This window comes from Novosphingobium fuchskuhlense (genome assembly GCF_001519075.1).
Taxonomy (GTDB): Bacteria; Pseudomonadota; Alphaproteobacteria; order Sphingomonadales; family Sphingomonadaceae; genus Novosphingobium; species Novosphingobium fuchskuhlense.
In genome coordinates, this window is the sequence record NZ_KQ954247.1 from 44,484 (window position 1) to 66,085 (window position 21,602).

22 protein-coding genes are annotated in these 21,602 nt (G+C 60.9%); 18 read left to right on the top strand and 4 right to left on the bottom strand.

The window, feature by feature from the left end; translation table 11 throughout:
* The first annotated feature begins 53 nt into the window (after positions 1-53).
* Genes traU through AQZ52_RS17670 form a run of 6 tightly spaced genes read left to right on the top strand, consistent with a single transcriptional unit; the run spans position 54 to position 8,477 of the window.
* Positions 54-1,019, top strand: a complete 966-nt coding sequence (gene traU, locus AQZ52_RS17645) for a conjugal transfer pilus assembly protein TraU (RefSeq protein WP_420806459.1) — start codon at positions 54-56, stop codon at positions 1,017-1,019.
* The gene (trbC, locus tag AQZ52_RS17650) at positions 1,016-1,783 is read left to right on the top strand and encodes a type-F conjugative transfer system pilin assembly protein TrbC (protein ID WP_067914314.1); all 768 of its coding nucleotides are present in this window, start codon (positions 1,016-1,018) and stop codon (positions 1,781-1,783) included. Before traU ends, trbC begins: the two co-directional genes overlap by 4 nt.
* A 14-nt stretch (positions 1,784-1,797) precedes the next feature.
* Positions 1,798-3,492 (top strand): conjugal transfer protein TraN, encoded by a 1,695-nt coding sequence (locus AQZ52_RS17655; protein WP_067914317.1) that lies wholly within the window; start codon positions 1,798-1,800, stop codon positions 3,490-3,492.
* The gene (locus AQZ52_RS17660; RefSeq protein WP_067914320.1) at positions 3,473-4,309 is read left to right on the top strand and encodes a conjugal transfer protein TraF; all 837 of its coding nucleotides are present in this window, start codon (positions 3,473-3,475) and stop codon (positions 4,307-4,309) included. Before AQZ52_RS17655 ends, AQZ52_RS17660 begins: the two co-directional genes overlap by 20 nt.
* A 1-nt stretch (position 4,310) precedes the next feature.
* On the top strand, positions 4,311-5,747 hold the full coding sequence (locus tag AQZ52_RS17665) for a conjugal transfer protein TraH (RefSeq protein WP_067914323.1): 1,437 nt from the start codon (positions 4,311-4,313) through the stop codon (positions 5,745-5,747).
* 27 nt (positions 5,748-5,774) lie between these two features.
* Positions 5,775-8,477 carry a conjugal transfer protein TraG N-terminal domain-containing protein gene (locus AQZ52_RS17670; protein WP_067914326.1) on the top strand — a complete coding sequence of 901 codons (2,703 nt, stop codon included), beginning with the start codon at positions 5,775-5,777 and terminating at the stop codon, positions 8,475-8,477.
* 14 nt (positions 8,478-8,491) lie between these two features.
* Here AQZ52_RS17670 and AQZ52_RS17675 read toward each other — a convergent pair whose 3' ends face one another.
* On the bottom strand, positions 8,492-8,710 hold the full coding sequence (locus tag AQZ52_RS17675; protein ID WP_067914329.1) for a hypothetical protein: 219 nt from the start codon (positions 8,708-8,710) through the stop codon (positions 8,492-8,494).
* Between the two features lie 357 nt (positions 8,711-9,067).
* Here AQZ52_RS17675 and AQZ52_RS17680 point away from each other — a divergent pair, with 357 nt between their 5' ends.
* The 8 genes from AQZ52_RS17680 (at position 9,068) to AQZ52_RS17720 (ending at position 18,310) form a co-directional block, all read left to right on the top strand.
* Positions 9,068-9,871: an RNA polymerase sigma factor gene (locus AQZ52_RS17680; protein ID WP_067914332.1), complete on the top strand. Its 804-nt coding sequence runs from the start codon at positions 9,068-9,070 to the stop codon at positions 9,869-9,871.
* The gene (locus tag AQZ52_RS17685; RefSeq protein ID WP_067914334.1) at positions 9,868-10,431 is read left to right on the top strand and encodes a hypothetical protein; all 564 of its coding nucleotides are present in this window, start codon (positions 9,868-9,870) and stop codon (positions 10,429-10,431) included. The genes AQZ52_RS17680 and AQZ52_RS17685 overlap by 4 nt, the downstream gene beginning before the upstream one ends.
* A gap of 86 nt (positions 10,432-10,517) precedes the next feature.
* Positions 10,518-13,829, top strand: coding sequence for an ATP-dependent helicase (locus AQZ52_RS17695; RefSeq protein WP_082698259.1), 3,312 nt, complete (start codon positions 10,518-10,520; stop codon positions 13,827-13,829).
* An 88-nt stretch (positions 13,830-13,917) separates the two neighbouring features.
* Complete coding sequence (locus AQZ52_RS17700) at positions 13,918-14,598, top strand: multiubiquitin domain-containing protein (protein ID WP_067914344.1); 681 nt, start codon at positions 13,918-13,920, stop codon at positions 14,596-14,598.
* Positions 14,598-14,984 (top strand): E2/UBC family protein, encoded by a 387-nt coding sequence (locus tag AQZ52_RS17705; RefSeq protein WP_067914347.1) that lies wholly within the window; start codon positions 14,598-14,600, stop codon positions 14,982-14,984. Before AQZ52_RS17700 ends, AQZ52_RS17705 begins: the two co-directional genes overlap by 1 nt.
* A complete protein-coding gene (locus AQZ52_RS17710; protein ID WP_067914350.1) occupies positions 14,981-16,321 on the top strand; it encodes a ThiF family adenylyltransferase in 1,341 nt (446 codons plus the stop codon). The genes AQZ52_RS17705 and AQZ52_RS17710 overlap by 4 nt, the downstream gene beginning before the upstream one ends.
* Complete coding sequence (locus AQZ52_RS17715; RefSeq protein ID WP_067914353.1) at positions 16,314-17,786, top strand: phosphotransferase; 1,473 nt, start codon at positions 16,314-16,316, stop codon at positions 17,784-17,786. The genes AQZ52_RS17710 and AQZ52_RS17715 overlap by 8 nt, the downstream gene beginning before the upstream one ends.
* 62 nt (positions 17,787-17,848) lie before the next feature.
* A complete protein-coding gene (locus tag AQZ52_RS17720) occupies positions 17,849-18,310 on the top strand; it encodes a ubiquitination-like system serine protease family protein (RefSeq protein ID WP_067914356.1) in 462 nt (153 codons plus the stop codon).
* Positions 18,311-18,361: 51 nt separating this feature from the next.
* Here AQZ52_RS17720 and AQZ52_RS17725 read toward each other — a convergent pair whose 3' ends face one another.
* From AQZ52_RS17725 to AQZ52_RS18305, 3 genes are all read right to left on the bottom strand, one after another.
* A complete protein-coding gene (locus AQZ52_RS17725) occupies positions 18,362-19,099 on the bottom strand; it encodes a hypothetical protein (RefSeq protein ID WP_067914359.1) in 738 nt (245 codons plus the stop codon).
* A 71-nt stretch (positions 19,100-19,170) separates the two neighbouring features.
* Entirely contained in the window at positions 19,171-19,356 is a 186-nt protein-coding gene (locus AQZ52_RS17730) for a hypothetical protein (protein WP_067914362.1), read from the bottom strand.
* A 310-nt stretch (positions 19,357-19,666) separates the two neighbouring features.
* A complete protein-coding gene (locus tag AQZ52_RS18305) occupies positions 19,667-19,882 on the bottom strand; it encodes a hypothetical protein (protein ID WP_082698260.1) in 216 nt (71 codons plus the stop codon).
* 103 nt (positions 19,883-19,985) lie between these two features.
* Here AQZ52_RS18305 and AQZ52_RS17740 point away from each other — a divergent pair, with 103 nt between their 5' ends.
* From AQZ52_RS17740 to AQZ52_RS17750, 4 genes are read left to right on the top strand one after another with little or no spacing between them, the layout of a single operon-like run.
* Positions 19,986-20,633, top strand: coding sequence for a S24 family peptidase (locus AQZ52_RS17740; RefSeq protein ID WP_067914368.1), 648 nt, complete (start codon positions 19,986-19,988; stop codon positions 20,631-20,633).
* A 13-nt stretch (positions 20,634-20,646) separates the two neighbouring features.
* Positions 20,647-21,072, top strand: a complete 426-nt coding sequence (locus AQZ52_RS18310; protein ID WP_082698261.1) for a thermonuclease family protein — start codon at positions 20,647-20,649, stop codon at positions 21,070-21,072.
* On the top strand, positions 21,069-21,374 hold the full coding sequence (locus AQZ52_RS17745) for a DUF5818 domain-containing protein (protein ID WP_067914373.1): 306 nt from the start codon (positions 21,069-21,071) through the stop codon (positions 21,372-21,374). The genes AQZ52_RS18310 and AQZ52_RS17745 overlap by 4 nt, the downstream gene beginning before the upstream one ends.
* Complete coding sequence (locus AQZ52_RS17750) at positions 21,374-21,571, top strand: DUF6961 family protein (protein ID WP_067914376.1); 198 nt, start codon at positions 21,374-21,376, stop codon at positions 21,569-21,571. The genes AQZ52_RS17745 and AQZ52_RS17750 overlap by 1 nt, the downstream gene beginning before the upstream one ends.
* Positions 21,572-21,602: the final 31 nt, after the last annotated feature.

Here is a 21,602-nt window from a genome sequence, read left to right on the forward strand (position 1 = left end):
AAAGCAGCCTTTTTGTATGGCTTTGCAGCGCATTGTTGCTCGGCAGTGTGAGCATGATGGCGAGCACGCCTGCCCAAGCTTCGGCGGGACCTGGCCGCTGCACGGGGCATTTCGTGAACCCGATCACCGATATCTGCTGGTCGTGCCTGTTTCCGATCTCGATCGGAGGTCTGAAGATCTGGCCGTCGAGCCGACCGGACACGAGCAACCCTGCTCTGCCGGTTTGCCTTTGCGGCCTCAGGCCCGGTATTGCCATGGGCTTCTGGGAACCGGTGCGGCTCGCTGATGTCAGCATGAAGCCGTGGTGCTTCGTCAATCTTGGCGGGATGAAGCTCGATCCCGGCTTCGACATCGGCTTCAAATCGATGGCCGGCCCCTCGGCGGTGGGCGGCGCAACCCAGTACAACTCGCAGTGGCACGTCCACTGGTACGCCTATCCGCTGATCTACTGGATGGAGATTATTGCGGATTTCCTGTGCCTTGAGTCAGGTTCGATCGACATCCTCTACATAACCGAGATCGATCCGTTGTGGCAGGACAGCGAACTCACCGCAATCATCAATCCCGAAGCCGTGCTCTTTGCCAATCCGCTGGCGCTGGCGGCCTGCGCTGCCGATTGCGTGGCGGCCACTGTCAAATTGCCCACTGACCAGCTGTTCTGGTGCGCGGGCTGTCAGGGGACGATGTATCCGCTGAACGGCAATGTCTCGGCCACGATCGGCCACGTTCAGGCCTCGCGCCTCGCACTCGCTCGCTTTGCCTATAAGCTCCACCGCGACCTGATCGCCTGGGGCACGATGGGCGGCAAAGGCCTTTGCGGCAAATACCTGATGCCGGTCATGCGCAAGCAGCAATACCGTTTTCAGGCCACGAACCCCAATCCGCAGACCAAGGGCCGCTACGCCTGCGCACCCATTGGCGCGTCCACCACATTCATGTCGGCAGGTCAGGTCTATCCCGCCATCGGCGAAGACATGGGCTACTTGGTCTGGCGCAAACGAAACTGTTGCGCGTTATGAGAACCCTTCCCCATCTTGCTGTAATTGCTTGTCTCGCGAGCGCTGCGGCCTTCGCTGGAGCAGCGGCCCAAACCGCTGGCTCCGAACTCGATCTCGAAGCCATCCGTGCGCGCGCTGCCAGTCAGTCTGCAGAGGCGGATGCTCTTGCTGCAAGCGCGCGGGCGCGCGCAGAAAAGCTGACAGACGAGGCCAAGGCGAGCGCTGCGAGCGCGGAGGCACATGGGAAGCGCTTCGTGGTTGAGGCGGCAAAGCCCAAGCGGCCGCCCGGCCCCGAAGGCACCTTCGATTTCGATAAGGTGCTTGTCGATGCCGGCACGATGGCGAGCGAAAACATGGGTCAGGCGCCCAGGTTCATCGCTTTTGCCAGCACCTCGATGCCCCCTGCTGCACTGCGGGCTATGATCGACGATGTGGCCCGCGCCGGCGGTGTGGTCGTGTTTCGCGGGTTGCCGCAAAACAGCGCCAAGGCTCTGAGCGCTGCACTTGCGAAGGTCGCGAAGCCGGGCGAGCAGCTTGACGGCGTGGGGATCGATCCGCGCCTGTTCCGCGCCTTCGGGATCCAAGAAGTGCCGGCTTATGTCGTCACCAGCAGCGACTTTGACTTGTGCGACGGCTTCGACTGCGCGGGTCCGCTCCCGCCGCACGACCGCATGATCGGCAACGTGACCGCGGGTCACGCGCTCGAAACCTTTGCGCGCGGCGGCGGCCCCGGAGCGCTCCTCGCTGCCCAGCACCTCGCCCGCCTCGAAAGGGCGCCTCAGTGAAAAAGGGTTGGCCAATGAAACGGCTTGTTCTCGTCCTCGTCTGCCTTACGTTTGCCGGAGCGCTGCACGCCCAGACGACGACCGATGCTGCAAAGGCCGACGGCAAGGCCTTCGGCCGCGACAAGGCCGCAGCGGCTCAGGGCGCAGCAACCACAAACCCCGATGCCAGCCGAATTCCGGGCTTCGGCGGCGTCCCGGTTGAGGCGAGCTTTTTTGCTGATCCTGACCGGATGAGCCGGGAGGCCGCCAGCCAGACTTCAACGAGCACCGGCTATCGCACCATGCGGGACTCCATGGACCGGCGCGCACGTTTTGCGCCGAAGGATCTCGATGCCACGATCGCGCGCAGCAAAGTCATTGGTGACAATCCTCTTTCCTATACCAGCGGCATGGGCATAGGCGGCACGCAAGGGCGCTGCGTGCCGCTGCCGCCGGGGTCCGGCACTGCTGGTCGCTACATGGCCACCTGCAACACCGGCTACACCGCGACGCAAGAGACCCGGACTTGCCCCGTCACCCTGACCGCGAAGCCCGAGCAACGGCAAGTCTATGGCTACTTCTGTGTCCGGGCACCGGGCGCCGATCCCACGAGCGTCTATAACTGCAACCGTTACCCAGCGCCCCAGTGCAAAGTCACGTCTTCCGTGGCGATTGGCTGCCTCCCTTTTGGCGGCTGCTTTCCAGATATCTACATTGACCAGGTCAGTTGCTCGCCGGCCATCGATGGAGCGACCCCGACCAGTGTGACCGGCGAGAATGTCGTCACAACGACCCGCGATAAAAGCAAGTGCACCGGGCTTGCGGCCGACAGCACCTGCCAGCAGGACAACGAGACCTGCACCGACAGCGATCCGGTTACCCGCATCGTCGACGGGGTTGCCGTTACGCAGCCGTGCTGGGCGTGGTCGCGCAGCTACACCTGCACGAAGTTTGCGGAAGCGCAGGACTGCCAGACGCTTGAGACCACGCCCGGCTGTAAACTGGTGCGCAAGGATTGCCTGACCGACGAACCCTGCCGAACCTGGGAGTGGGTCTATGATTGCCCGGTTCCGGACAGGCAGGCGAGCACCAATCAATTCATCTGTGACGGCGATGTCTACTGCATCGACGGGTCGTGCGAGACGATTAACCGCGCAGCCAATGACGAGTTCAAGGATGCCGTCGTCGCGCTGAACTCCATGGACCAGGCGCGGCGCGAGTTTGATCCCGGTACGCTGAGCTTGTTCAAGGGCGAGCGTGCAAGCTGCGCCTCCAAGGTCTTCGGCATCCTTAATTGCTGCAAGGGCAAGGGTTTTCCGCTCATCCCGGGGATCCAGCTGCTCGTTGCGCTGGGCTGCGGGCGCGAGGAAATGCTGCTCCATCAGCGCGATGCGCAGGGTCTGTGCAGCTATGTCGGCACCTATTGCGCCTCAAGCTTCCTCGGGGTCTGCTTCACCAAGCGGAAGGTCTACTGCTGCTTTGAATCCAAGCTTTCCCGCATCCTGCAGGAGCAGGGCCGCCAGCAGCTGAGCAAGCCCTGGGGCAAGCCCAAGACCGAACAGTGCCTCGGCTTCACGGTCGACGAATTCGCGCAGCTCGACCTCTCGAAAATGGATTTCAGCGAGGTCTACGCCGAGTTCACCGATGCCGCCCGTCTGCCTGACGAACTGCAGGCAACCCAGGAAATCCAGCAAAAGATCGAGGACTATTATGCAAGTGCGCGCCAGTAAGACCGGCCAGCGGCTCTTGGCCGCCTGCCTCGCCCTCACCGCCACCAGTGGTTTCAGCACTGCTCCAGCGGGAGCCGAAGAGCCGCCGCTTGTCACGACCGATGACAGACAGGACAGCTTCTATTGCGCCGAGCGCCGGCTCGGATACTGGTTCTACTGCGCCAAACCCAAGCCGCCCGAGCCCGCCAGCAAACCATCGGCCCCTGCCGTCAGCGCGACGAGCCAGCTTGATGCGGTCACGGCCGAGCTTCGTGAGCTCAAGGCCAAGGCAATCATGGAGCCCACACCCGCCAACGTCACGGCCTACATCCGTTTCCAGCGCGAGCAACTCGACCGGGCCTCGCTCTTCAGCGATGTCTGGCAGCGCGCGATCTGGCAGGATCCTGATCTCGACTACACCCTGCAGCGGCCGGTTTCGACGCTCGGCAAGCGCCAGTGGCAGGACGCACGCGGCGCGGAGCGCAATACCGTGATGGCGCACCTCTCCGAGCGCTACGGCCTGTTCTACTTCTTTGCCCAGACCTGCGGCGCCTGCGAGGTCATGTCGCCGATCGTGCAAAGCGTCGCTTCGACCTGGCACATCACCGTGCGCGCGGTCTCGACCGATGGTGGGCCATCGCGGCAGTTCCCGAGCTACACCGTCGAGACCAATCAGCGCGTCCGCATGGGGCTTGAGCCCAAGGTCACACCCGCAGTTGTGCTGTGGGATGCCGCAAAAGGCCAGGCGATCCCGATCGGCTACGGCGTGATGTCCGCCGACGAGCTTCAGGACCGCATCTACCTCCTCACATCGAAGGAAGCCGGACGTGACTACTAGCATGAAACGCTCAAAGACCGCGCTGCTCGCTGCGATCCTCGCGGCAGCCCTCCCCCTCGCCAGCGTCTCCGCGAATGTCGGCAGCTCGATGGATTCGTTTCTGCGCGATGTCGGCGGGGCCGCGAATGTGAACGGCCCGACGGCGTTTCAGGGCCAGTCGGCGGGCTATTATAGCCTCGGCAACATCTGGACCCGCTTCCCGCAAAAGACGACCAACATCGCAAACTTGCAGCTGCCGCGCGCCCGCGCAGGCTGCGGGGGCATCGATATTTTTGCCGGCTCGTTCAGTTTTATCAACGCGAGCGAGATCGTCGCGATGCTGAAGGCGGTCGCCAACAACGCGGTCGGTTTTGCCTTCAGCCTCGCGATCGACACGGTCTGCCCGGAATGCTCGAAGATCATGCAGGAGTTCAGCCAAAAGGCTCAGCTCATGAACAATCTCAACATCAGCAGCTGCGAGCTTGCCCAGGGTCTGGTCGGCGGCGTTTGGCCAAAGGGCGACCTTGCCGACAAGGCGATCTGCGAGGCGATCGGCAATTCGGAAGGCATATTCACCGACTATGCCGCGGCCAAGCATGGCTGCGGCACCAGGGGACAGCGGACCAGCACCACGGCCCAGGGCGGGGGCAAATATGATGATGTGAACACAGGCGTGGCGAGAAACTATACCTGGACCATCCTCAAGAAGTCGGCGTTCTTCTCGCCGAATGGTACGTTCGACCAGGAGCTCGCCGAATACGCCATGACGCTCCTCGGCACGATCATTTACGTGCCGCCCAAGGATGATGCGCCGGGCAAGTTCGTGCCGATCGTGGGGGAAGCCTCCTCGACACTGGTGACATCGCTGCTTGATGGAACGTCGGGCAGCAATGTCTTGATCTTCCATTGCGACGAGCCCGCCAAATGTCTCGAGCCTGGATTCAAGTCGCTGAGCCTTCCCGCCTCAAAAGCCCTCCGCCCCCGTGTGTCCGCGCTGATCGCAGGCATGGTGCAGGCGATCCACGACGACACAGCGATCACCTCGGCCCAGAAGGAACTCCTGCAGGTCTCGTCAGTGCCGCTCTACAAGATCCTGACCGTACAGGCCGCCTATGGCCGCGGCATGCCGACGGATGATCGCGAGACACTGGCCGAGATCGCGAGCGTCGACATGTTGTTTGCGGTCCTTGACCGAATTGTCGGGGAAGCCGGCCGTTCGATGTCGAGCTTCATTGGAGCGGACGAGGCCAAGATCGCCATGTGGCAGGGACAGGTGGGCGTCGTGCGCCAGGCGCTGGCTGACCGTCAGGCCAATACGCACCTCAAGGTGGGCGCGATCATGCAGATCATCGAGAAGACGGCATTCATCGAGAATGAGCTCGCGGCTTCGATGTCGCCCGGCATGGCAGCTTCGCTCGACTGGTCGCGCGGCGTTCAGAACCGAGCCCTCACCCACTGATCGCCAAACCCAAGCGGAACATGAGCCATGGTTGAAATTTTCACGGTCGGCGGCGGCGATTATCTGGTGAACGTGTTTCAGGCGGTCGCAGCCTGGACCGGCAGCGGCGGCTACAAGAGCCTGCTTCAGGTAGTCATGGTCATGGGCCTTGGTCTGTCAGCCCTTACGCTTGCGTTCAATCAGGACTGGCGCGCCTGGATCAACTGGTTCCTCGGCGCGACCCTGATCTACTCCTGCCTGATGGTGCCGCGCCTCGACGTCCACGTGACCGACCGGCTCAACCCGAGCCTTGCGCCGGCCAATGTCAGCAACGTGCCGCTCGGCCTTGCACTGATGGCAAGCTTCACCAGCCAGGTCGGCGACTATCTTACGGGCTCGGCCGAAGTCGTGTTTGGCCTGCCCGGCAATCTCAACTATTCCCGCAATGGCATGATCTATGGCGCCCGGCTTTACGACGCTACGCGCTCGTTGCGCATCTCCGACCCGGAGTTTGCCTCCAACCTCGATGAGCATTTCCGGCAGTGTGTCTTCTACGATGTGCTGCTCGGGCGCTATTCGATGAAGGAACTCGCAGAAACAAACGACATCTGGGTTACCATAGCCCCGGGAAGCCAGGCCCGCGCCCAGCGCTTTCTCACCCGCGATGCGGCGTCCGGCCAAGTAACCTCAAGCATCGTCACTTGCCGCGAGGCCTATAATGCTCTGAATGCCCGGTGGGCGGGCCTCATCGACGATATGGGAACCGTCTTTGGCCGCCAGCTCTATCCCAACCAGACAGCGGCGCTCGCCAAGGCGAAGCTATTTGCCGATCTACCTGTGGCCTATCAGTATCTCAGCGGCGTCTCGGCCAATGCGACCGCAATCTTCAAGCAGACCCTCACCATCAACGCGATGAGCCAGGCGATGCATTCGATGGCCGGCGGCAGCGGGGCCGGCAATGTCGATGTCTATGCCCAGACCAGGGCCGACATCCAGACCGAGCGGACCTATGGCTCGATCGCCAGCAACGCGATGAAGTGGGTGCCGCTCCTGAACATCGTGCTCACTGTCCTGTTCTACGCGCTGTTTCCGGTGCTCTTCCCGCTATTCCTGATGCCGAAGACAGGCCCAGTCGCGTTGAAGGGTTACATCACAGGATTTTTCTATCTCGCGGCATGGGGACCGCTCTTTGTGATCCTGCACATGATGCTGATGTACAAGGGAGCGGCCGACATGACGGCGGTTGCTGGCGCCAAGGGCCTGAGCCTGGCGAGCTTCACCGGGATGGCCGACGTCAACAGCGATATCGGCATTCTGGCAGGCTATCTGATTGCCTCGGTGCCGTTCCTTGCGGGCGGCGTCGCCAAGGGTGCGATGGCCATTTCAAACAACGCGACAAGCTACCTCAATCCCAGTCAGAACGCGGCGGAGGAAGCGGCCCGCGAGGCCAGCACTGGCAATGTCGCACTCGGGAACACGAGCTTTGAGAATTCGACGGTTCTCACCCGCCAGTTCGCGCAAGGCACCATCGCTCCCAGCTTCACCTACGGTGCAGGTCAGACGCGCACCTTCAGCGACACCGGGTCAATGACCACAAGCTTTCCCGAAGCCAGCTACGACCAGCTTCCGAACTCCAGTTATCCGTTCACGCCGAGCCTCGGACAGGAATTCACCTCGCGGCTCTCGACGATGGCGTCGCAAGCGCGCTCAAACAGCGAGTCTTATGCAACCGTCGCCACGGAATCGACCGCGAGCGCAGTTTCCAAATTCCGTGAACTCAGAAATCAGTTCAGCCGCAGCTCGGCCTTCGAAAGCGCAACTGGCACGTCCAACTCCGACAGCATCCAGACCGCCTTCAGCGAGGTCGATCAGGCGTCCACGAGCCTGCAACGGCAGTTTGGTTTATCACGCCGCGCGGCTGACGACATTTCCACTGCCTGGTTTTTAGGCGGTGAAGCAGGCGCGAACGCGGGAGTAACGAATGGCGTTCTCTCCGCAAACATTGGAGCCAAAGGCGGCGGCACTAGAACTTGGACGGACAGTGACATCGGTATCGCCTCCGAAGACAGGTCCCGAATTTTCGGAAGCCTTGCCCAGATGTCCGACAGCCGCAATTGGTCGAGCACCCGAGACGGGTTCGTTCGATCAGTCAGCACGTCTTCCAGTTCATCGGTAGCGACCACCGCGGGCGGCATGAACGCCTCGCTTACTGAGGCCCAGAGCTACAGCCGGGAGGCCCGGCGCGCCGAAGAACTTGCCAATCGCCTTGAAAGTCAGGCTTCGTTCTTCGAGGGCAATAGCGCAGCAGGAAGCCTCAACCTGTCCCAGGCATACAGAGAATGGGGATTGGTTGAAATCGAGCGAAACCGGGATTTCTATGGGAACGTGCGCTTCGATGACGTTGCGTTCCAGCTCAGCTCTGGAGGGCAGGCCCTTCAAGCCAAGTTTGTTGAGAGTTATGCAGCTCAGGTTCGCGACGGAATCGAAGATCGCCTCGTCCTGGCTCCCGGACAACCTATATCCCGTCCGAATATCTCTGGCGCCGGATCAGTACGAGGGCGCGCGCAGACAGACGGAGGCGGTTCTGGCACGGTGCCTAAGGTAGACGTTGGCACTATCCATGATGAGGTTCAGCGGGCTCAGGCTGCCGGTCGCCAAAAGATTGGCGGATCCAAGGGGAGTTTGGAGGCGGTTACCAGCGGGGCGCAGGGGGCAAGCGCTGAATCGGCTGACGATGTGAAGGAATGGTGATCAGCGAGTAAAAATCACCACAGACCGAAAGACGCACCCGCCAAGAACGCAAAGACTCCACTGATTGCGACGACGCCGACAATCGTGAGCTTGCGCCCCCAAGGATCGGCCCAGGATTTTTTAATCCGGTATTCCGTCAGGCGGTTATCGCGGATTGCCTGATCGATTTCAGACAGCCCTTTCCAGTCGCTGCCTCCAGCCGCCGCTACGCTTTCAAGGTCGGAATTCGTCATGCTGGCGATCGTCCATTTTCTCCGGAGAACATAACAAAACATGGCGCATCGAACCGCAGAATTTTAGGAGCGCATCGGCCAGCGCGTAGCAGGGGGGCCAACACCTGTCCGCCTGAGGCCATAGCAATGTCGGCAGCATGCTCGGCGCTGAGCCCCTCCCTCAATACTAGCCACGCGCTCAAGGTATCAACGTAGACGCCCCGCCCTTTGGGCGGCTATTTGCAAGTTTTGTGAGAAAAAGGATCGAATTCGGCTACTCTTCCTCGGTTAGGTTGGCTAAACAGTTATTGTACTGGCGCATGGTTGTGATAGGAAATTTTTGTGGCTCACAAAATCGGAGGCAATTGAGCGATCGTCATGAGCGTCGATGTGCTGCGTTTGCTCAGCTGCTATCCCGATGGTCGCCCATACACACGCGAGCCGGAGATAGAGGAAGCGTTGAAAGAGCTGCACACGATGTCTCTCGATGAATTAATGGTGCGGTGCCAGATCGACAGCCCTAAGGTGCCAGGCTACGTGCCGTCTGAGTGTATCGTTCATTTCCTTCGTCAGCACGCGAAGGACAATCGTGACGCGCGTTACAATCGCTTCTATCGACTGTTTCGCCGACGCGTCGTCAAAGCCTTACCGCGTGCAGAGCGACAAGAGGGCGCCAAGCTTTTGGTCGATGCCGCGATCAGCGATGCCAATGACGCGGCCCACGCACGCATCGATTTACTCGTAACCCTCGATCGCGAAGGCGGCAGGCAGCTCGACTTTTATGAAGTCCATTTCAACCAAGCTGTCGCCCTGCTGCGCCTCTCAGCGCGCCGCGCCAGCGCGCGGAACGCCCGTCGCGAAGTCGCGATCGAGCATGACCCTGAGACCGGTGAGCTCCCGCCACTGATCGAGCGCGCCGCTGGCAGTCTCGATGAACTCGACGACAATATTTTTTTCGACCCGATTTTCCGGCCAAGGCTTTTGGCGGCGATAGAGAGCCTGCAACCGGAACAAAAAGAGGTCATTTCAATGCTCATGTGCCACATCCCGGCAGAAGCGAAGGATCCCGCGCAGCCATCGATAAGCGCTATCCTAGGTTGCGACCCGAGAACTGTCCGCAATCGGCGCGACAGCGCGGTCAAGAATATCCGCCGACATCTCGGGATCGGAGATGTGTCGTGACGTCTTCCACTCCCTCGATCGATGACATCCTCGCAATGTTCGCGACCGACTTGGGCCACGATCCGGAGGTACTCAATCGCTATGTGTGCCTTTATCCGCATGCTGCGCGCGACTTAGCCGCACTTTTGCACGAGCTCGAACTGCAGAAGGCACTGGCTGGCGACAATCCGATCGACGCGCGTAGTGAAGTTTGGATAGATGGGCTGTCCATCGACATCGCATCAGCGCCTAACCCACTCGCGAACCTCGATATCGCACGTTACGCCTCGGTGCGGGACGCACTTGGCGTTCCGACAATCATCCTGAACGCGTTTCGTGACAGGCTTGTCGCCGCGGGGACAGTTCCGCTAAGATTTTTAGAGCAGCTTGCCCAAGAACTGGGAACGGGCTTGAGCGAACTCATCGCCTTCCTCGCACAGCCACCTGGTCTTCAAAAAGCCGTTCAACACAAGTCCGACAAGGCGCCTCGAGCGCCCATGACAAAAGTGAGCTTTGCCAGCCTGCTCGATGATGCGGGCGTTTCGGCCGAGCAAGCCCTAGAGCTCCTAGCCGAGGACTAGGCGGTGGATGCCATCGAGCTCGGACGTCAGCGTGCGGCAGAAATTAACGCAGTAGTCTTATCCGAAGCATCAATCCTTGGGACGCGATGGCAATCGTCAAAGCTGCAGCAAAGCACATAGGCATTCTCGAGGTCACAGGCCTCAAGCCCGGCAGTCCATTTTTGGGGACGTCGCGCGCCAAATATGAGCCTCAGAGTCATTCGATCCTTCATGAGGTCACGCCCAGCCCATTTCTAACTGCTTTTCTGATTGGACACGAGCTCGGTCACGCCGAACTTGGCGATGCGCGCCTGCCGGACACCGTCTGCGAGGCAGATCCAGCGCGATCGTTCGAAGCCGCGCCCGACGGCGAAGAGCGGGTTGCCGACTATAGCCGGATGTCGCGGCGCGAGGTACAGATGGATTTGTTCGCGCGCGAACTGATCATGCCGCGCGCGTTCCTTCGTGATCAGCACCTTGCGGGAATGACTGCGCAGGAGATCGCATTGAAGTATGCGGCTCCTTTTGACGCGGTCGCGCAACAGCTTCTCGATGCGCTACTCCTCCCACTGGCCATCCCAGAGAAGGACGACGCGGATGTTTATCCGCTAAACCCTCGCCAAGAGCGCGCCGCGCGGCACCGAGGGCCCGCCTTCTTGTTGGAAGCGGGTCCTGGCACTGGCAAAACCAAAACGCTCGTAGGTCGTATTGACGATTTGCTCGAGCGCGACAACGTTGATCCGCGTCGCCTTGTCGTCATGACCTACTCAAACAAGGCGGCTGGCGAACTCTCAGAGCGGATCGCTAAGCGGCGGCCTGACGCGGCGGCGGCGATGTGGATCGGCACCTTTCACGCCTATGGCCTCAATCTCGTAAAGCAGTTCCATCAAGCCCTCGGCTTTTCGCGTGAGCCGCGCCTGATAGACCGTGCCGAAGCGATTGATTTGATGCTGGACCGCGTGGCGGGGCTTAACCTAACGCACTACCGCGAGCTTTACGACCCGACAGACAAACTCCGCGATTTTCTGTCAGCGATCTCGCGCGCCCAGGACGAAGTCGTTTCAGCTGATCGATATGCGGAATTAGTCGAAGAAATGCGGGCGTTGGATCACAGCTCCGAGACACAAGAGCGGGTCAAAAGGGCGCGTGAGGTGGCTCAGGTCTATAAGAGCTATACCGATCTCAAGCGTGCGCTCGAGCGCATCGATTTCGGCGACCTTGTGGCGCTTCCCGCTGAGCTCCTAACACGAAATCCCACGATTGCCGCTCAATTGCGCGAGGACATCGACCATGTGCTGGTCGATGAATATCAGGACGTCAATCGCGCCAGCGTACAGCTCCTGAAAGCGATAACCAATCAAGGGCGTAACCTTTGGTGTGTCGGCGATGTGCGCCAGTCGATCTACCGTTTCCGCGGTGCATCGTCGCTCAATCTCGCCAGGTTCGACCATGGTGATTTCACCGGTGCAATGCGCGATCAGCTCGATACCAATTATCGCTCGCGCGAAGAGATCGTTGAAGCATATTCGACATTCGCCGACGGAATGACCCTAGCGGGTGCCACTTCGGTCAAGCTGAAAGCGCATCGCGGGCGTCTCGGTCGGCCCCCTGAGTTTCGGCATATCGATGGCATCACCGAAAACGAGATCGACGGCGTTGCCGACGCGATCGCAGAACTGCGCGCAGAAGGATATAGCTACCGAGACCAGGCGCTGCTGTGTCGCGGCAACGATCGGCTCGCCGAGCTGGGTCGCGGGCTCGAAGCGCGCGGCATTCCGGTCCTTTATCTCGGGAGTGTTTTCGAGCGTCCTGAGGTCAAGGACCTGCTCGCCTGGCTGTCGCTCCTTGTCGATCGTCGGGCGATGGCAATGGCGCGCGACACCGGCATACCTGGCATGACGCTTAGCCTTGAGGACATCGGGGCCTTGTCGGATGCACTGAACGATGACGCGTTGCCGCCACTTGCTTGGCTTGGCAGCGGAGTTGCGGGCTTCTCTAGCGATGGCATTGCAACTATTGCGCGTTATTCTGCACTGCTTGATGGCTTTGACGCGCGTTCAGCGCCCTGGGACGTGCTTGCTCAGCTTCTGCTGGATCGCACGCGAATTGCGGCCGATATCTGCTCGAGCAACGATATGGCCGCGCGGGCCAAAGGAATTGCCATCTGGCAGTTTTTGAATTTCGTGCGAGCACAGCCGCTAAGCTCCGGTAACGCGATTTCGCGCCTGCTAGAGCGCATTCGCCGCCTCGTACGCCTCAGCGATGATCGCGATCTGCGACATATCCCGCAAGCGGCTCAAGGTATCGATGCAATTCGGCTAATGACGATGCACGGCAGCAAGGGGCTAGAGTTTCCGGCCGTTCACGTGACCGGCATGACCAAGGGCAGCTTTCCCAAGCGCAATCCCGCCCCAACCTGCCCGCCCCCCGACGGCATGATTAAGGATGCAGGAGGCGCTGGCATCGACTTCGCCGCGCGTGAAGACGAGGATGAGCTTCAATGCTTATTTTACGTCGCGCTTTCGCGCGCCAAGGACCGTCTAATCCTCTACTCGCCGAACAAGGACACCGCCAATCGCAAGCGCAACCCGTCAGATTTCATCGCGCGCATGGGGAAAGGCGTCGAAAGCCGAATCGTCTCAGCTACAAACTACGGAATCGACAACAGCGACGCACCGGTGGCGATCAATCTAATCGGCGAGTCAACATATTGGCAGCACCAGCTTAGCGTCTACGAGCGCTGTCCGCGACGCTTCTTCTACACCTATGTCCTTAATGTCGGCGGCAAACGCGTCACGAGCTCGTTCGAGGACATGCACGAAGTCGTCCGCCGCGTGATCACGGAATTGAACGCGGCCGAGACCGCAATAGATCTGGCGACTGCTCGCGACGTGTTCGACGTCCATTGGAATAGCTCGGAACTCGCCAGTCGCCAAGCGAGCACTGCCTATCGTGTGCTGGCCGATGAACTCGTCACACGCTTTGCATTGACTCGCGCTGAAGGAACGCTTGAGCCTGGGCAGTCGCTGCGCTTCAAAGTTGGATCTGCAACCATCAGGGTGAACTTCGACTATTCGCTTGTCGATGGGACCGGCCGCAAGACACTGCGCTATATCCAAACTGGGCATCACAAGAAGACGGTCCTCACCGGCAACGCCGCCTTCGCGCCGCTGCTTGCCGCCCAGCACGCCGCACCCGGCTATGGTGCCGAACTGCTGCACTTGTCCGATGGCATTCGGGTCGCACTTAGCGACCACGCTGGAAAAGCGGCCGACAAGCGCGCTGGGATCGGTAAAATCGTCGACGCGATTGCCGCCGGCCAGTTCGAGCCAAAGCCCTCGAACCGTAGCTGCCCCAAATGCCCCGCCTTCTTCACGTGCGGTACCGTGCCGCCAGGCACCGCACAAAAAAAATTCTGAATCGCTTTCCGGTCGTTGCTCGCGGCGGGGATTGATCTTGTGGAAGCCCCGGCACCGACGCCCGTGGCAAGCACAAGGTTCAGAGCCCATGTCCCCCAAGCAGAAGTTCGCCGCGAGCGTTGCGCTCGACAGCACCGCCTTCAGCATTGTCCAGATCGAGGATCCCGTGCCACTTGGCCGCCAGATTCTCGCTGCAGCAAACCACGCCCCGCCTGAGGATTACAGCCTGTATGCGATCCTCGCTTCGGGCGACTTCGAGGATGTGCGCCTCAATGAGCCGTTCGATTTGCGCGAGAAGGGCACTGAGCGCTTCGTGGCCTTCACCGGCGACGCGCTCTACCGCTTCTTCGCCAAGGGTGCCGAGGTGAAGTGGGGACCTCAGCACGTTAGTGAAGAGACGCTGCGCGTCCTGACTCGCGCCAAGGCAGATGAGGCGGTTTTTCTCGAGGTCGACGGAGGCACGGACCATCTGATCAAGCCGGGGGAAACGGTCGATCTGGCCGCAACCGGCGTCGAGCACTTCATCACGGCCAAGAAGCCTGTGTTTTTTCACTTCTTCGTCAACGGGACGCGCTACGAGACCGAAGAGATCAAGCTGACCGGTCTTCAGATCAAGGCGCGTGTTGCCAACTGGGACGCAAACCACGATCTCGTGCTCGAAGGGCATAGTGACGATCCCGATCGAAAGATCGACGACGGTGAACCGGTAGATCTCGACGTCAACCCGGCTCGCCGCTTCTCGTCGGTTCCCAAGGCGAACTTCGGCTAATGTCGACGGTTCTCGATCGTCAGTTGGGCGAGCTCGGCGAGCGCTTTAGCGCCGTCGAGCTTCGTCGCCTGCCCAGCGGCACCACCCTGGTTATCGTCCCGGTGGTGCCGCTCCCGCTCGGTTGGTCACAAGAACGCACATCCGTGCGCTTCCTCGTTCCACCCGCCTACCCTTTTGCCGCCCTCGACTGTTTTTGGGCCGACGTCGATCTGCGCCTGGCGAACGGCGCTACGCCCCAAAATGCCCAAGTGCCGAACCCTATTCCCGAGACCTACGATCACGGCCTGTGGTTTTCTTGGCACCTCGCTAGCCCCTGGGACGCCAATCGCGACACCTTGTCGAGCTGGGTCAACACGATTCTCGACCGCCTGGCGCAGCCGCTGTGAGCGGACTCAAGACGATATCGGGTAGCTGTCATGCGCTCGCCGAAGCCCTGCTTTCGAGCGGCCCCGAGGAGGCCTGCGCGATCGGCTATGCGCATCATGATCGCAGCTCGGGAACCTGGGTGCTCATCGAGGTCGAACCCGTCGCGGCAAGTGCCTATGCAGATCGTAGTGTCATCGCTGCGTCGCTTCGCTCCGAGTTGCTAATCGAGGTCGCAAACCGCGCGCGGCGTGACCGGCTAAGCCCGATATTCATCCATACCCACCCGTTCGCGCAGGGCTCGCCGGTCTTCTCGAGCATCGACGATGCGGGCGAACGGGACATCCTGGCCTATCTCGCCCGCCGCGCGCCTGACGCCTGCGCCCTGGCCATGGTGATCGGTCCCGACGGCATTGCTGCGCGGGTATTAGGCGAAGGGCGCGCAATTGATGTTTGGGATGTAGGCGCGGCGCTCACATGCCTCAGCGGAAGCGACGGCGCGCGTTTCGAAGATCGCCACGACCGTCAGCTGCGCGCCTTCGGCCCCGACGGGCAGCAGGCGCTCAACCGCCTCAAATATCTGGTGGTCGGCGCCGGTGGGACCGGGGCGGCAACGCTTCAGCAGCTCGCCTATCTGGGCGCCCGAGACGTGACAATCATCGACCACGACCTCGTTGAATTGACCAACCTCAACCGGCTGGTCGGCGCAACCATTCACGATATCGGCCGCCCGAAGGCGGAGGTCGCGCGCGACTGGTTTCTCGCCATTAGCCCCGGTGCCAATGTCGAGGCAGTGGTCGGCGATATCGTCGATGCGCGGGTCGCCCGCCGCATCAGCGACCATGATCTCATCTTCCTGTGCACTGATTCCCATGCCAGCCGTGCGGTGGTCGGGCAGGCGGCCTATCAATATCTGGTTCCGGCGATCGATATGGGGGTGAGCATCAGCGTCAAGGACGGCGTGGTCACTCATCTGACCGGCCGCGTCCAAATGCTGGCTCCTAGCTTGCCCTGCCTCAGTTGCACCGGCGCGCTCGACGGCGAGCAGATCCGTCGCGAGATGCTGACGCCCGAGCAACGTGCCGCCGACCCTTATGTGATCGGCGGCCATGCGCCGCAGCCGGCGGTCATCTCGCTCAACAGCACCATGGCATCGCTCGCGGTCACCATGATGCTGGGCGCTGTCACCCCGATCCCAGCGGGAGCACGGTTCCAATACTATGACGGCATCGCCGGGAAGGTCCGACCGACCGTCGCCAATGTGCGCGCCAACTGCATCGTGTGCTCGAAAGCCGGAGCTCTTGCGCAAGGTGGCAGGTGGGCATTGCCAGTTCGCCCAGAAGGGGACGCCCATGGCTGATCCGCGAGACCATTGCCTATGGTTTGGCGCAGAACCAGACGCCGAGCAACACGACGAGCTTATCCGCCGCCGCATCGCTGTGCGCAAGGGTGACATCGCGAAGCCGCTGGCCGAGACGAGGGACGCCCGCGCGGTGATCATTTCGCTCGAAACCCATGAGGCAGCGCTTCTCGATATGATCGCCGAGACAGCGCCTACCTTCATTGATCATGGCTTGCGGGTCGACATCGTATCTCCCGATGACGCTGCGACCGGTCGGGCGCAGCAGCGGCTGGCCGAGCTTTCGGCTGCGCCAGGCGTTCAACTCCATACCGCACCGCCGACCTGGTCGCTCGCCGAGGCGATCGCACGTCATGACGCGGGATCGGCACCCAAGATCGATCTCGACATCATCGTTCCGGGCAACCGCGAAGATCTGAGGCCTGCAGATCGCATCCTGTTCCAGCGGGCTTTCCCCCATTGTAGAGCAATTACCTTAGTCGAGCTGGGCGGGGGCCGCTCCGACGCCCGTGTGTTCGCAGTTCATCTGACCGTGGCTGTCTCCAACATAGGTGCATGGCCGCAACCTGCGTTCGCCAAGATCGATCGTCGCGACAAGATCGAGCGCGAACACGCGAACTACCGTGAATGTGCCGAGCGCTTCATTCCCTTTGGCCTCAGGCCCAATATCGAAACCTTGGTAATCGGCCACGGTCGCGGCTTGCTCGTCGGCAATTTCGTCGATCGCTCGGAATCCCTTTGGGAACTGGTGCGCCGCGACTTCGCCGGACAAGCAATTACTGCGCTCCTCGAAGAGACACTGGGGGGCTGGCGCGATCAGGGTTATTCGCGCGATCCGGTCAAGGGCGCCGTTGCGTGTGCAATGCGCGAGGCCGGCCTGTGGAACCCTGAGCAGATCAAGCAACAATATGTCGAGCGCGCGCTTGTTAAGGGCATTAAACTAACGCCCGGTGACCTTTGGTCGCTTCTCTCCAAGCTCGACCAATGTTATCGCACCGCGCCAATCCACGGCGACCTGCATGGTGAAAATGTTCGAGTCCGCGGCGCAAGCGCAATCCTCATCGACCTTGCTTCGGTGACGACCGGGCCGCTAACTGCGGACCTCGCCGCGCTCGAGACCTGGCTAGCTTTCGAGCTACCGCCCGATGCGCCACGGGACACCTATTTTGACGACGAATGGGAGACGGTAGTCGACCGGCTATATGCACCGGCCGCATTCCGTCATCCGCCAGGCCCAAGTCGGCCGGCAACTCCGTTTGGCTGGATCGAAAACGTGGTTCGCCAAATTCGGACGCTCGGCATCGCGATACAGAGCTGCCCAAGCGAATATCAGACTGCCGTCGCGGTTCAGTTACTGCGACGGTGCCAGTGGGCGGATGGCTGCGCTGCGGATCGCGGGCGTCGCGCGACGGGTTATCGCATCGCCGCCCAACTGGTCGATGATCTAAGCGGAGATACCGTATGACTGGGATAGCGCGTAAAGTGCGATGGCGCGGCATTGGCACTTATCGCGATGAAGCTGAGCCAATGCTCGAACATGCCGGCGATGTTGCCGGCGTCGTGCGCGGCCGTCCACGCTCGGTCGTCATCGCTTGCCCTGATGGCTGCGGCGATACGCTAGTGATCAATCTCGACCCACGCGCAGGGAAGGCCTGGGATTTGGAGTTGCGCGGTGGCGTAACGCTCTACCCCTCGGTCTGGCGCGAAGATGGCTGCCGCAGTCATTTTATCGTCTGGCGCAGTCGCATCCTGTGGTGCGACCGGTTCACACAAGACAATAAGGAACCCGAATACGAGAGCGCGTTGGAAGAGGCAGTTACCGCAGCTTTGTCGTACCACCAGTTCCGCAGCGGCTATGACATCGCAACTGAGATTGGTGAAATTAGCTGGGATGTCATCCGCGTGCTTCGCATATTGGCGTCGGACGGGCGCGCAGAACAAGGAATGGCCGATCAGCGCGACCACTATCGCCGTGGCAGCAAACGGTGACACTGATGGCGCTGAAGCCGATCAAACGCGGCGCTTAGGGTGGCAGCGTCTCTATATGCTGTAGGGAGGAATTCTGCCGAGAGCAGTTAGCATGCGTCCTATTGCAGTCCGTTGTTTTCGGATTCTCTCGATAGCAGGTTGAAGAATCTTTTCGCGGTAGCGTTCGTCAATCCGCGGATCATCGACAAAGGCTTTCATCACCTCCAGAGGGTCACGATCCACCACCCGGTGCGCCTTTCGCCCGGTGGTGTCCCTCGCAAGGAAATTGAATAGGCCCTGAAGTGTTCGCGTCACTTCTCGGTGGTCGCCATCGCGCAGCGCCTGGTCGAGATACTGTCGCAGGACGACCGGCGCGGCTTCGGCTTGCCGTCTAGCTGTTGCGTCAGGCCGCCTCAGCACTACGAGGTTGGCGATCCTGCTTTGCAGGCAGTGAAGCGGATGCATTACCGGGATCGCTAGATGTCCCGCAACATCGTCCTTTGTATACGGCACGATGATCTCGACGACTTTGGCCTGCAGCGCTTTTGGTCTGACGCCGAGCACATTGCCCAAAAAGTCGATCCTCAGCAGATGCCCCTGAACTTCGGCCTCGACAATTGCCGTCTGTGGGGTTTGATCGTCCATCGTCGGCTCGAGAACATGGCCACCCAGTGCATCGGCAAGCTTTTGCGCGGCATCGCGATATCCAAAATAGTCGATGTCCTTGGACGTATAGGGCCGGTACTGAGCCAGTTCGTCTGCTGCGGAATAATATTCTGCCCAGAGGTTGAGTGCCTGTCCGCCAATCACGAAGGCACCATCCTCAAGCGCGAGGTGCGAGGCGATGTCGAGAACGGCTTCAGGTGCGAGCGGTTGGGTACTCAGGCGACCAGCCGCCGACGGCGAATCGAGGCCTGCGAGAAGTCGATGCCTGAGAAGAAGCCGTTCTGCTGGTTGAGCGCTTCAGGCGAGATCAATCCGGCCTGCAGGTCGCGATCATCCTGCTCACGAGCATGCTGTTTGGCACGCTGGCGCTCAGCCGAATCAAAAAAGGCAACTTGCTTCATCTCATATGCTCCGAGAGCAAGATATGCGCACGAGGGTTTCCAGTCAATGAACGCATAACCGGGTCACAAAGCTCTATATGGGACGATGGTGCCGCGATGTCACGATTGTGGCAGCGCCGACCCTTCGATCCGAATATCGTCCATTGCACTCGCCCCTTCAATACTACGCGGCACCCCGCAACCTACCCCGGCAGTTTCGCCAACTCCACGCCGAAGCGATAGTCGCGTCGCAGGGCATCAGCCTGCGCATCGTATGTGGCAATTAGGTCGTCGATCACCTGCCCACCCAGCTTGCATGCAATTCGCCTATTCAGTTACGCGGCGATCGACCAGCGCCAGCAGATGGTACTTCGGCAGCGGCCTTGGTCAGATAACGGCGCAAGCGCTCTTCGGTCCGTTGCCGCAATCGCCGTCCGGACTTGAGATCGGCAACGAGCCGCGGGTCGCCTGCGGCCAATCTGCCGAACCTGCTTGGCGCCACATGGCTGCGCGCCAGATAGGCCTCGATCTGCTCCAGTAGGTCCATCACGTTCGACTCGCTTTGTGCTTGTGTTCCTGTTATGTTCTTACTAGGATCGCAACCTAGAGTCTAGGATGACTTTTCCTAGAATTCGTGACAGGACAGCGTGATGGACGAAGCACGACAGGCTCTCGACGAGCTCATCTCATCCCGAAAAGGCTGCACCTACTCGGGGATATCGCGGCTGCTCGGCCGCAACGTTTCCTATATCCAACAGTACATCCGCAAGGGTAGCCCGCGCTATCTGGACGAGGGCGATCGCAACATTCTCGCGCGGTTCTTTGGCGTGGAAGAGCGCGTGCTAGGCGGCCCCCCTCACCGCAGCGCGCCGGTCGTCGAACTGGTGCAGATCCCCGTTCTCGACGTCGAAGCCTCCGCCGGGCACGGCGCATTCGCAGAAATGGAACGCAAGAGCGGTCAATTCGGCTTCAACGAAACCTGGCTCCGCAAGCTCACCCCGAGCAAGGCTTCAAGCCTGTCGATCATCCATGTTAATGGCGATTCGATGGAACCCACGCTCAACGACGGTGACGAGGTCATGGTCGACCTTGGCGACGGCCAGTCGCGGCTTCGCGATGGCATCTATGTGCTGCGGATGGACGATGCGCTCAACGTCAAACGCGTTGCTATCGAACCTCAGGGACGGAAGATTTCGGTACTGAGCGACAACCCGGCCTATCCCAGCTGGCGCGGCCTTGAGAGACGAGCGATAAACATCGTCGGCCGCGTCCTTTGGTTCGGCCGCAAGCTTCAATAGATCGGGCAGCGCTATGTTTCTGATCTTCGCAGCCGCAGTCGTATCTGCGGGTCAGACCTTCACCTGCACCCCGACCCATGTCTATGATGGCGATGGACCGGTCTGGTGCGCTGAGGGGCCGCACATCCGCATCGGCGGCATCGCGGCCCGCGAGATGGATGGCACTTGCCGCTCAAACCAGCCTTGCCCCCGCGCTTCGGCCATTGAGGCGCGCGATGCATTGGTTCGCCTGTTCGGCGGACCTCGCGGAACCATCCCCACCGGTCACGTCATTGTCGCAGGCCCCCGCCTCACCTGTCAGTCGGAAGGATCAGCTGGGGGGAGCAGGACGGCGGCGTGGTGCCGTTTCCCCTCAGGCACCGATCTGTCCTGTGCCATGATCAAGACTGGCACGGCTCTGCGCTGGGACCGCTACTGGCAAGGCCCTGCCTGCCGGTGAGTAGCGATGAGCATCTTACGGGCACGCTCGAGCAGAGCCCCAACGGACTGGTCCTGCGAACCGATGGCGGCGGTGCGTGGGAACTCGACAGCACCCGCTCAGCGCGCAAACTAATCGGCTCCCGCGTCGAAATCATCGGGCAACGCTCGGGGTTCAATGGGCTGGTGTGCGATCAGATCTGGCCGGCTGGGCAGCCTCGCCCGCGAGGCGTCAAACTGCGCCTCGAATTCCTGCTAACCGCAGCCCTGGTCGCCTACGGCCTCTATGCGACCATAGGCGCCGCAATCAGCACACTGCGCTAATGCTGAGCGACTGGGAACTCTGGGCCTGCGCCAACCAGGTCATGAAGGCGCAAGGCGACAAGGCTGCGCACTATGTCGCCGAACAGATCGGCGCGCTCGCGCTGGCCGGTGACGAGGAAGGCATAAAAACCTGGCAGGCCATTGCACACCGGATCACTGAACTCTCGGATCAAGTTGGGCCAACGACGCGGCAATGACGGCTCTCGCGGCTATTCAAAGTCTGAGGCA

Coding starts and splice junctions, on each gene's coding strand:
- AQZ52_RS17700 (WP_067914344.1), top strand. CDS start 13,918: ATGTCCCCCAAGCAGAAGTTCGCCGCGAGCGTTGCGCTCGACAGCACC.
- AQZ52_RS17680 (WP_067914332.1), top strand. CDS start 9,068: ATGAGCGTCGATGTGCTGCGTTTGCTCAGCTGCTATCCCGATGGTCGC.
- trbC (WP_067914314.1), top strand. CDS start 1,016: ATGAGAACCCTTCCCCATCTTGCTGTAATTGCTTGTCTCGCGAGCGCT.
- AQZ52_RS17715 (WP_067914353.1), top strand. CDS start 16,314: ATGGCTGATCCGCGAGACCATTGCCTATGGTTTGGCGCAGAACCAGAC.
- AQZ52_RS18310 (WP_082698261.1), top strand. CDS start 20,647: ATGTTTCTGATCTTCGCAGCCGCAGTCGTATCTGCGGGTCAGACCTTC.
- AQZ52_RS17705 (WP_067914347.1), top strand. CDS start 14,598: ATGTCGACGGTTCTCGATCGTCAGTTGGGCGAGCTCGGCGAGCGCTTT.
- AQZ52_RS17655 (WP_067914317.1), top strand. CDS start 1,798: ATGAAACGGCTTGTTCTCGTCCTCGTCTGCCTTACGTTTGCCGGAGCG.
- AQZ52_RS17670 (WP_067914326.1), top strand. CDS start 5,775: ATGGTTGAAATTTTCACGGTCGGCGGCGGCGATTATCTGGTGAACGTG.
- AQZ52_RS17665 (WP_067914323.1), top strand. CDS start 4,311: ATGAAACGCTCAAAGACCGCGCTGCTCGCTGCGATCCTCGCGGCAGCC.
- AQZ52_RS18305 (WP_082698260.1), bottom strand. CDS start 19,882: ATGGACCTACTGGAGCAGATCGAGGCCTATCTGGCGCGCAGCCATGTG.
- AQZ52_RS17740 (WP_067914368.1), top strand. CDS start 19,986: ATGGACGAAGCACGACAGGCTCTCGACGAGCTCATCTCATCCCGAAAA.
- AQZ52_RS17750 (WP_067914376.1), top strand. CDS start 21,374: ATGCTGAGCGACTGGGAACTCTGGGCCTGCGCCAACCAGGTCATGAAG.
- AQZ52_RS17675 (WP_067914329.1), bottom strand. CDS start 8,710: ATGACGAATTCCGACCTTGAAAGCGTAGCGGCGGCTGGAGGCAGCGAC.
- AQZ52_RS17730 (WP_067914362.1), bottom strand. CDS start 19,356: ATGAAGCAAGTTGCCTTTTTTGATTCGGCTGAGCGCCAGCGTGCCAAA.
- AQZ52_RS17720 (WP_067914356.1), top strand. CDS start 17,849: ATGCTCGAACATGCCGGCGATGTTGCCGGCGTCGTGCGCGGCCGTCCA.
- traU (WP_420806459.1), top strand. CDS start 54: ATGATGGCGAGCACGCCTGCCCAAGCTTCGGCGGGACCTGGCCGCTGC.
- AQZ52_RS17660 (WP_067914320.1), top strand. CDS start 3,473: ATGCAAGTGCGCGCCAGTAAGACCGGCCAGCGGCTCTTGGCCGCCTGC.
- AQZ52_RS17695 (WP_082698259.1), top strand. CDS start 10,518: ATGGCAATCGTCAAAGCTGCAGCAAAGCACATAGGCATTCTCGAGGTC.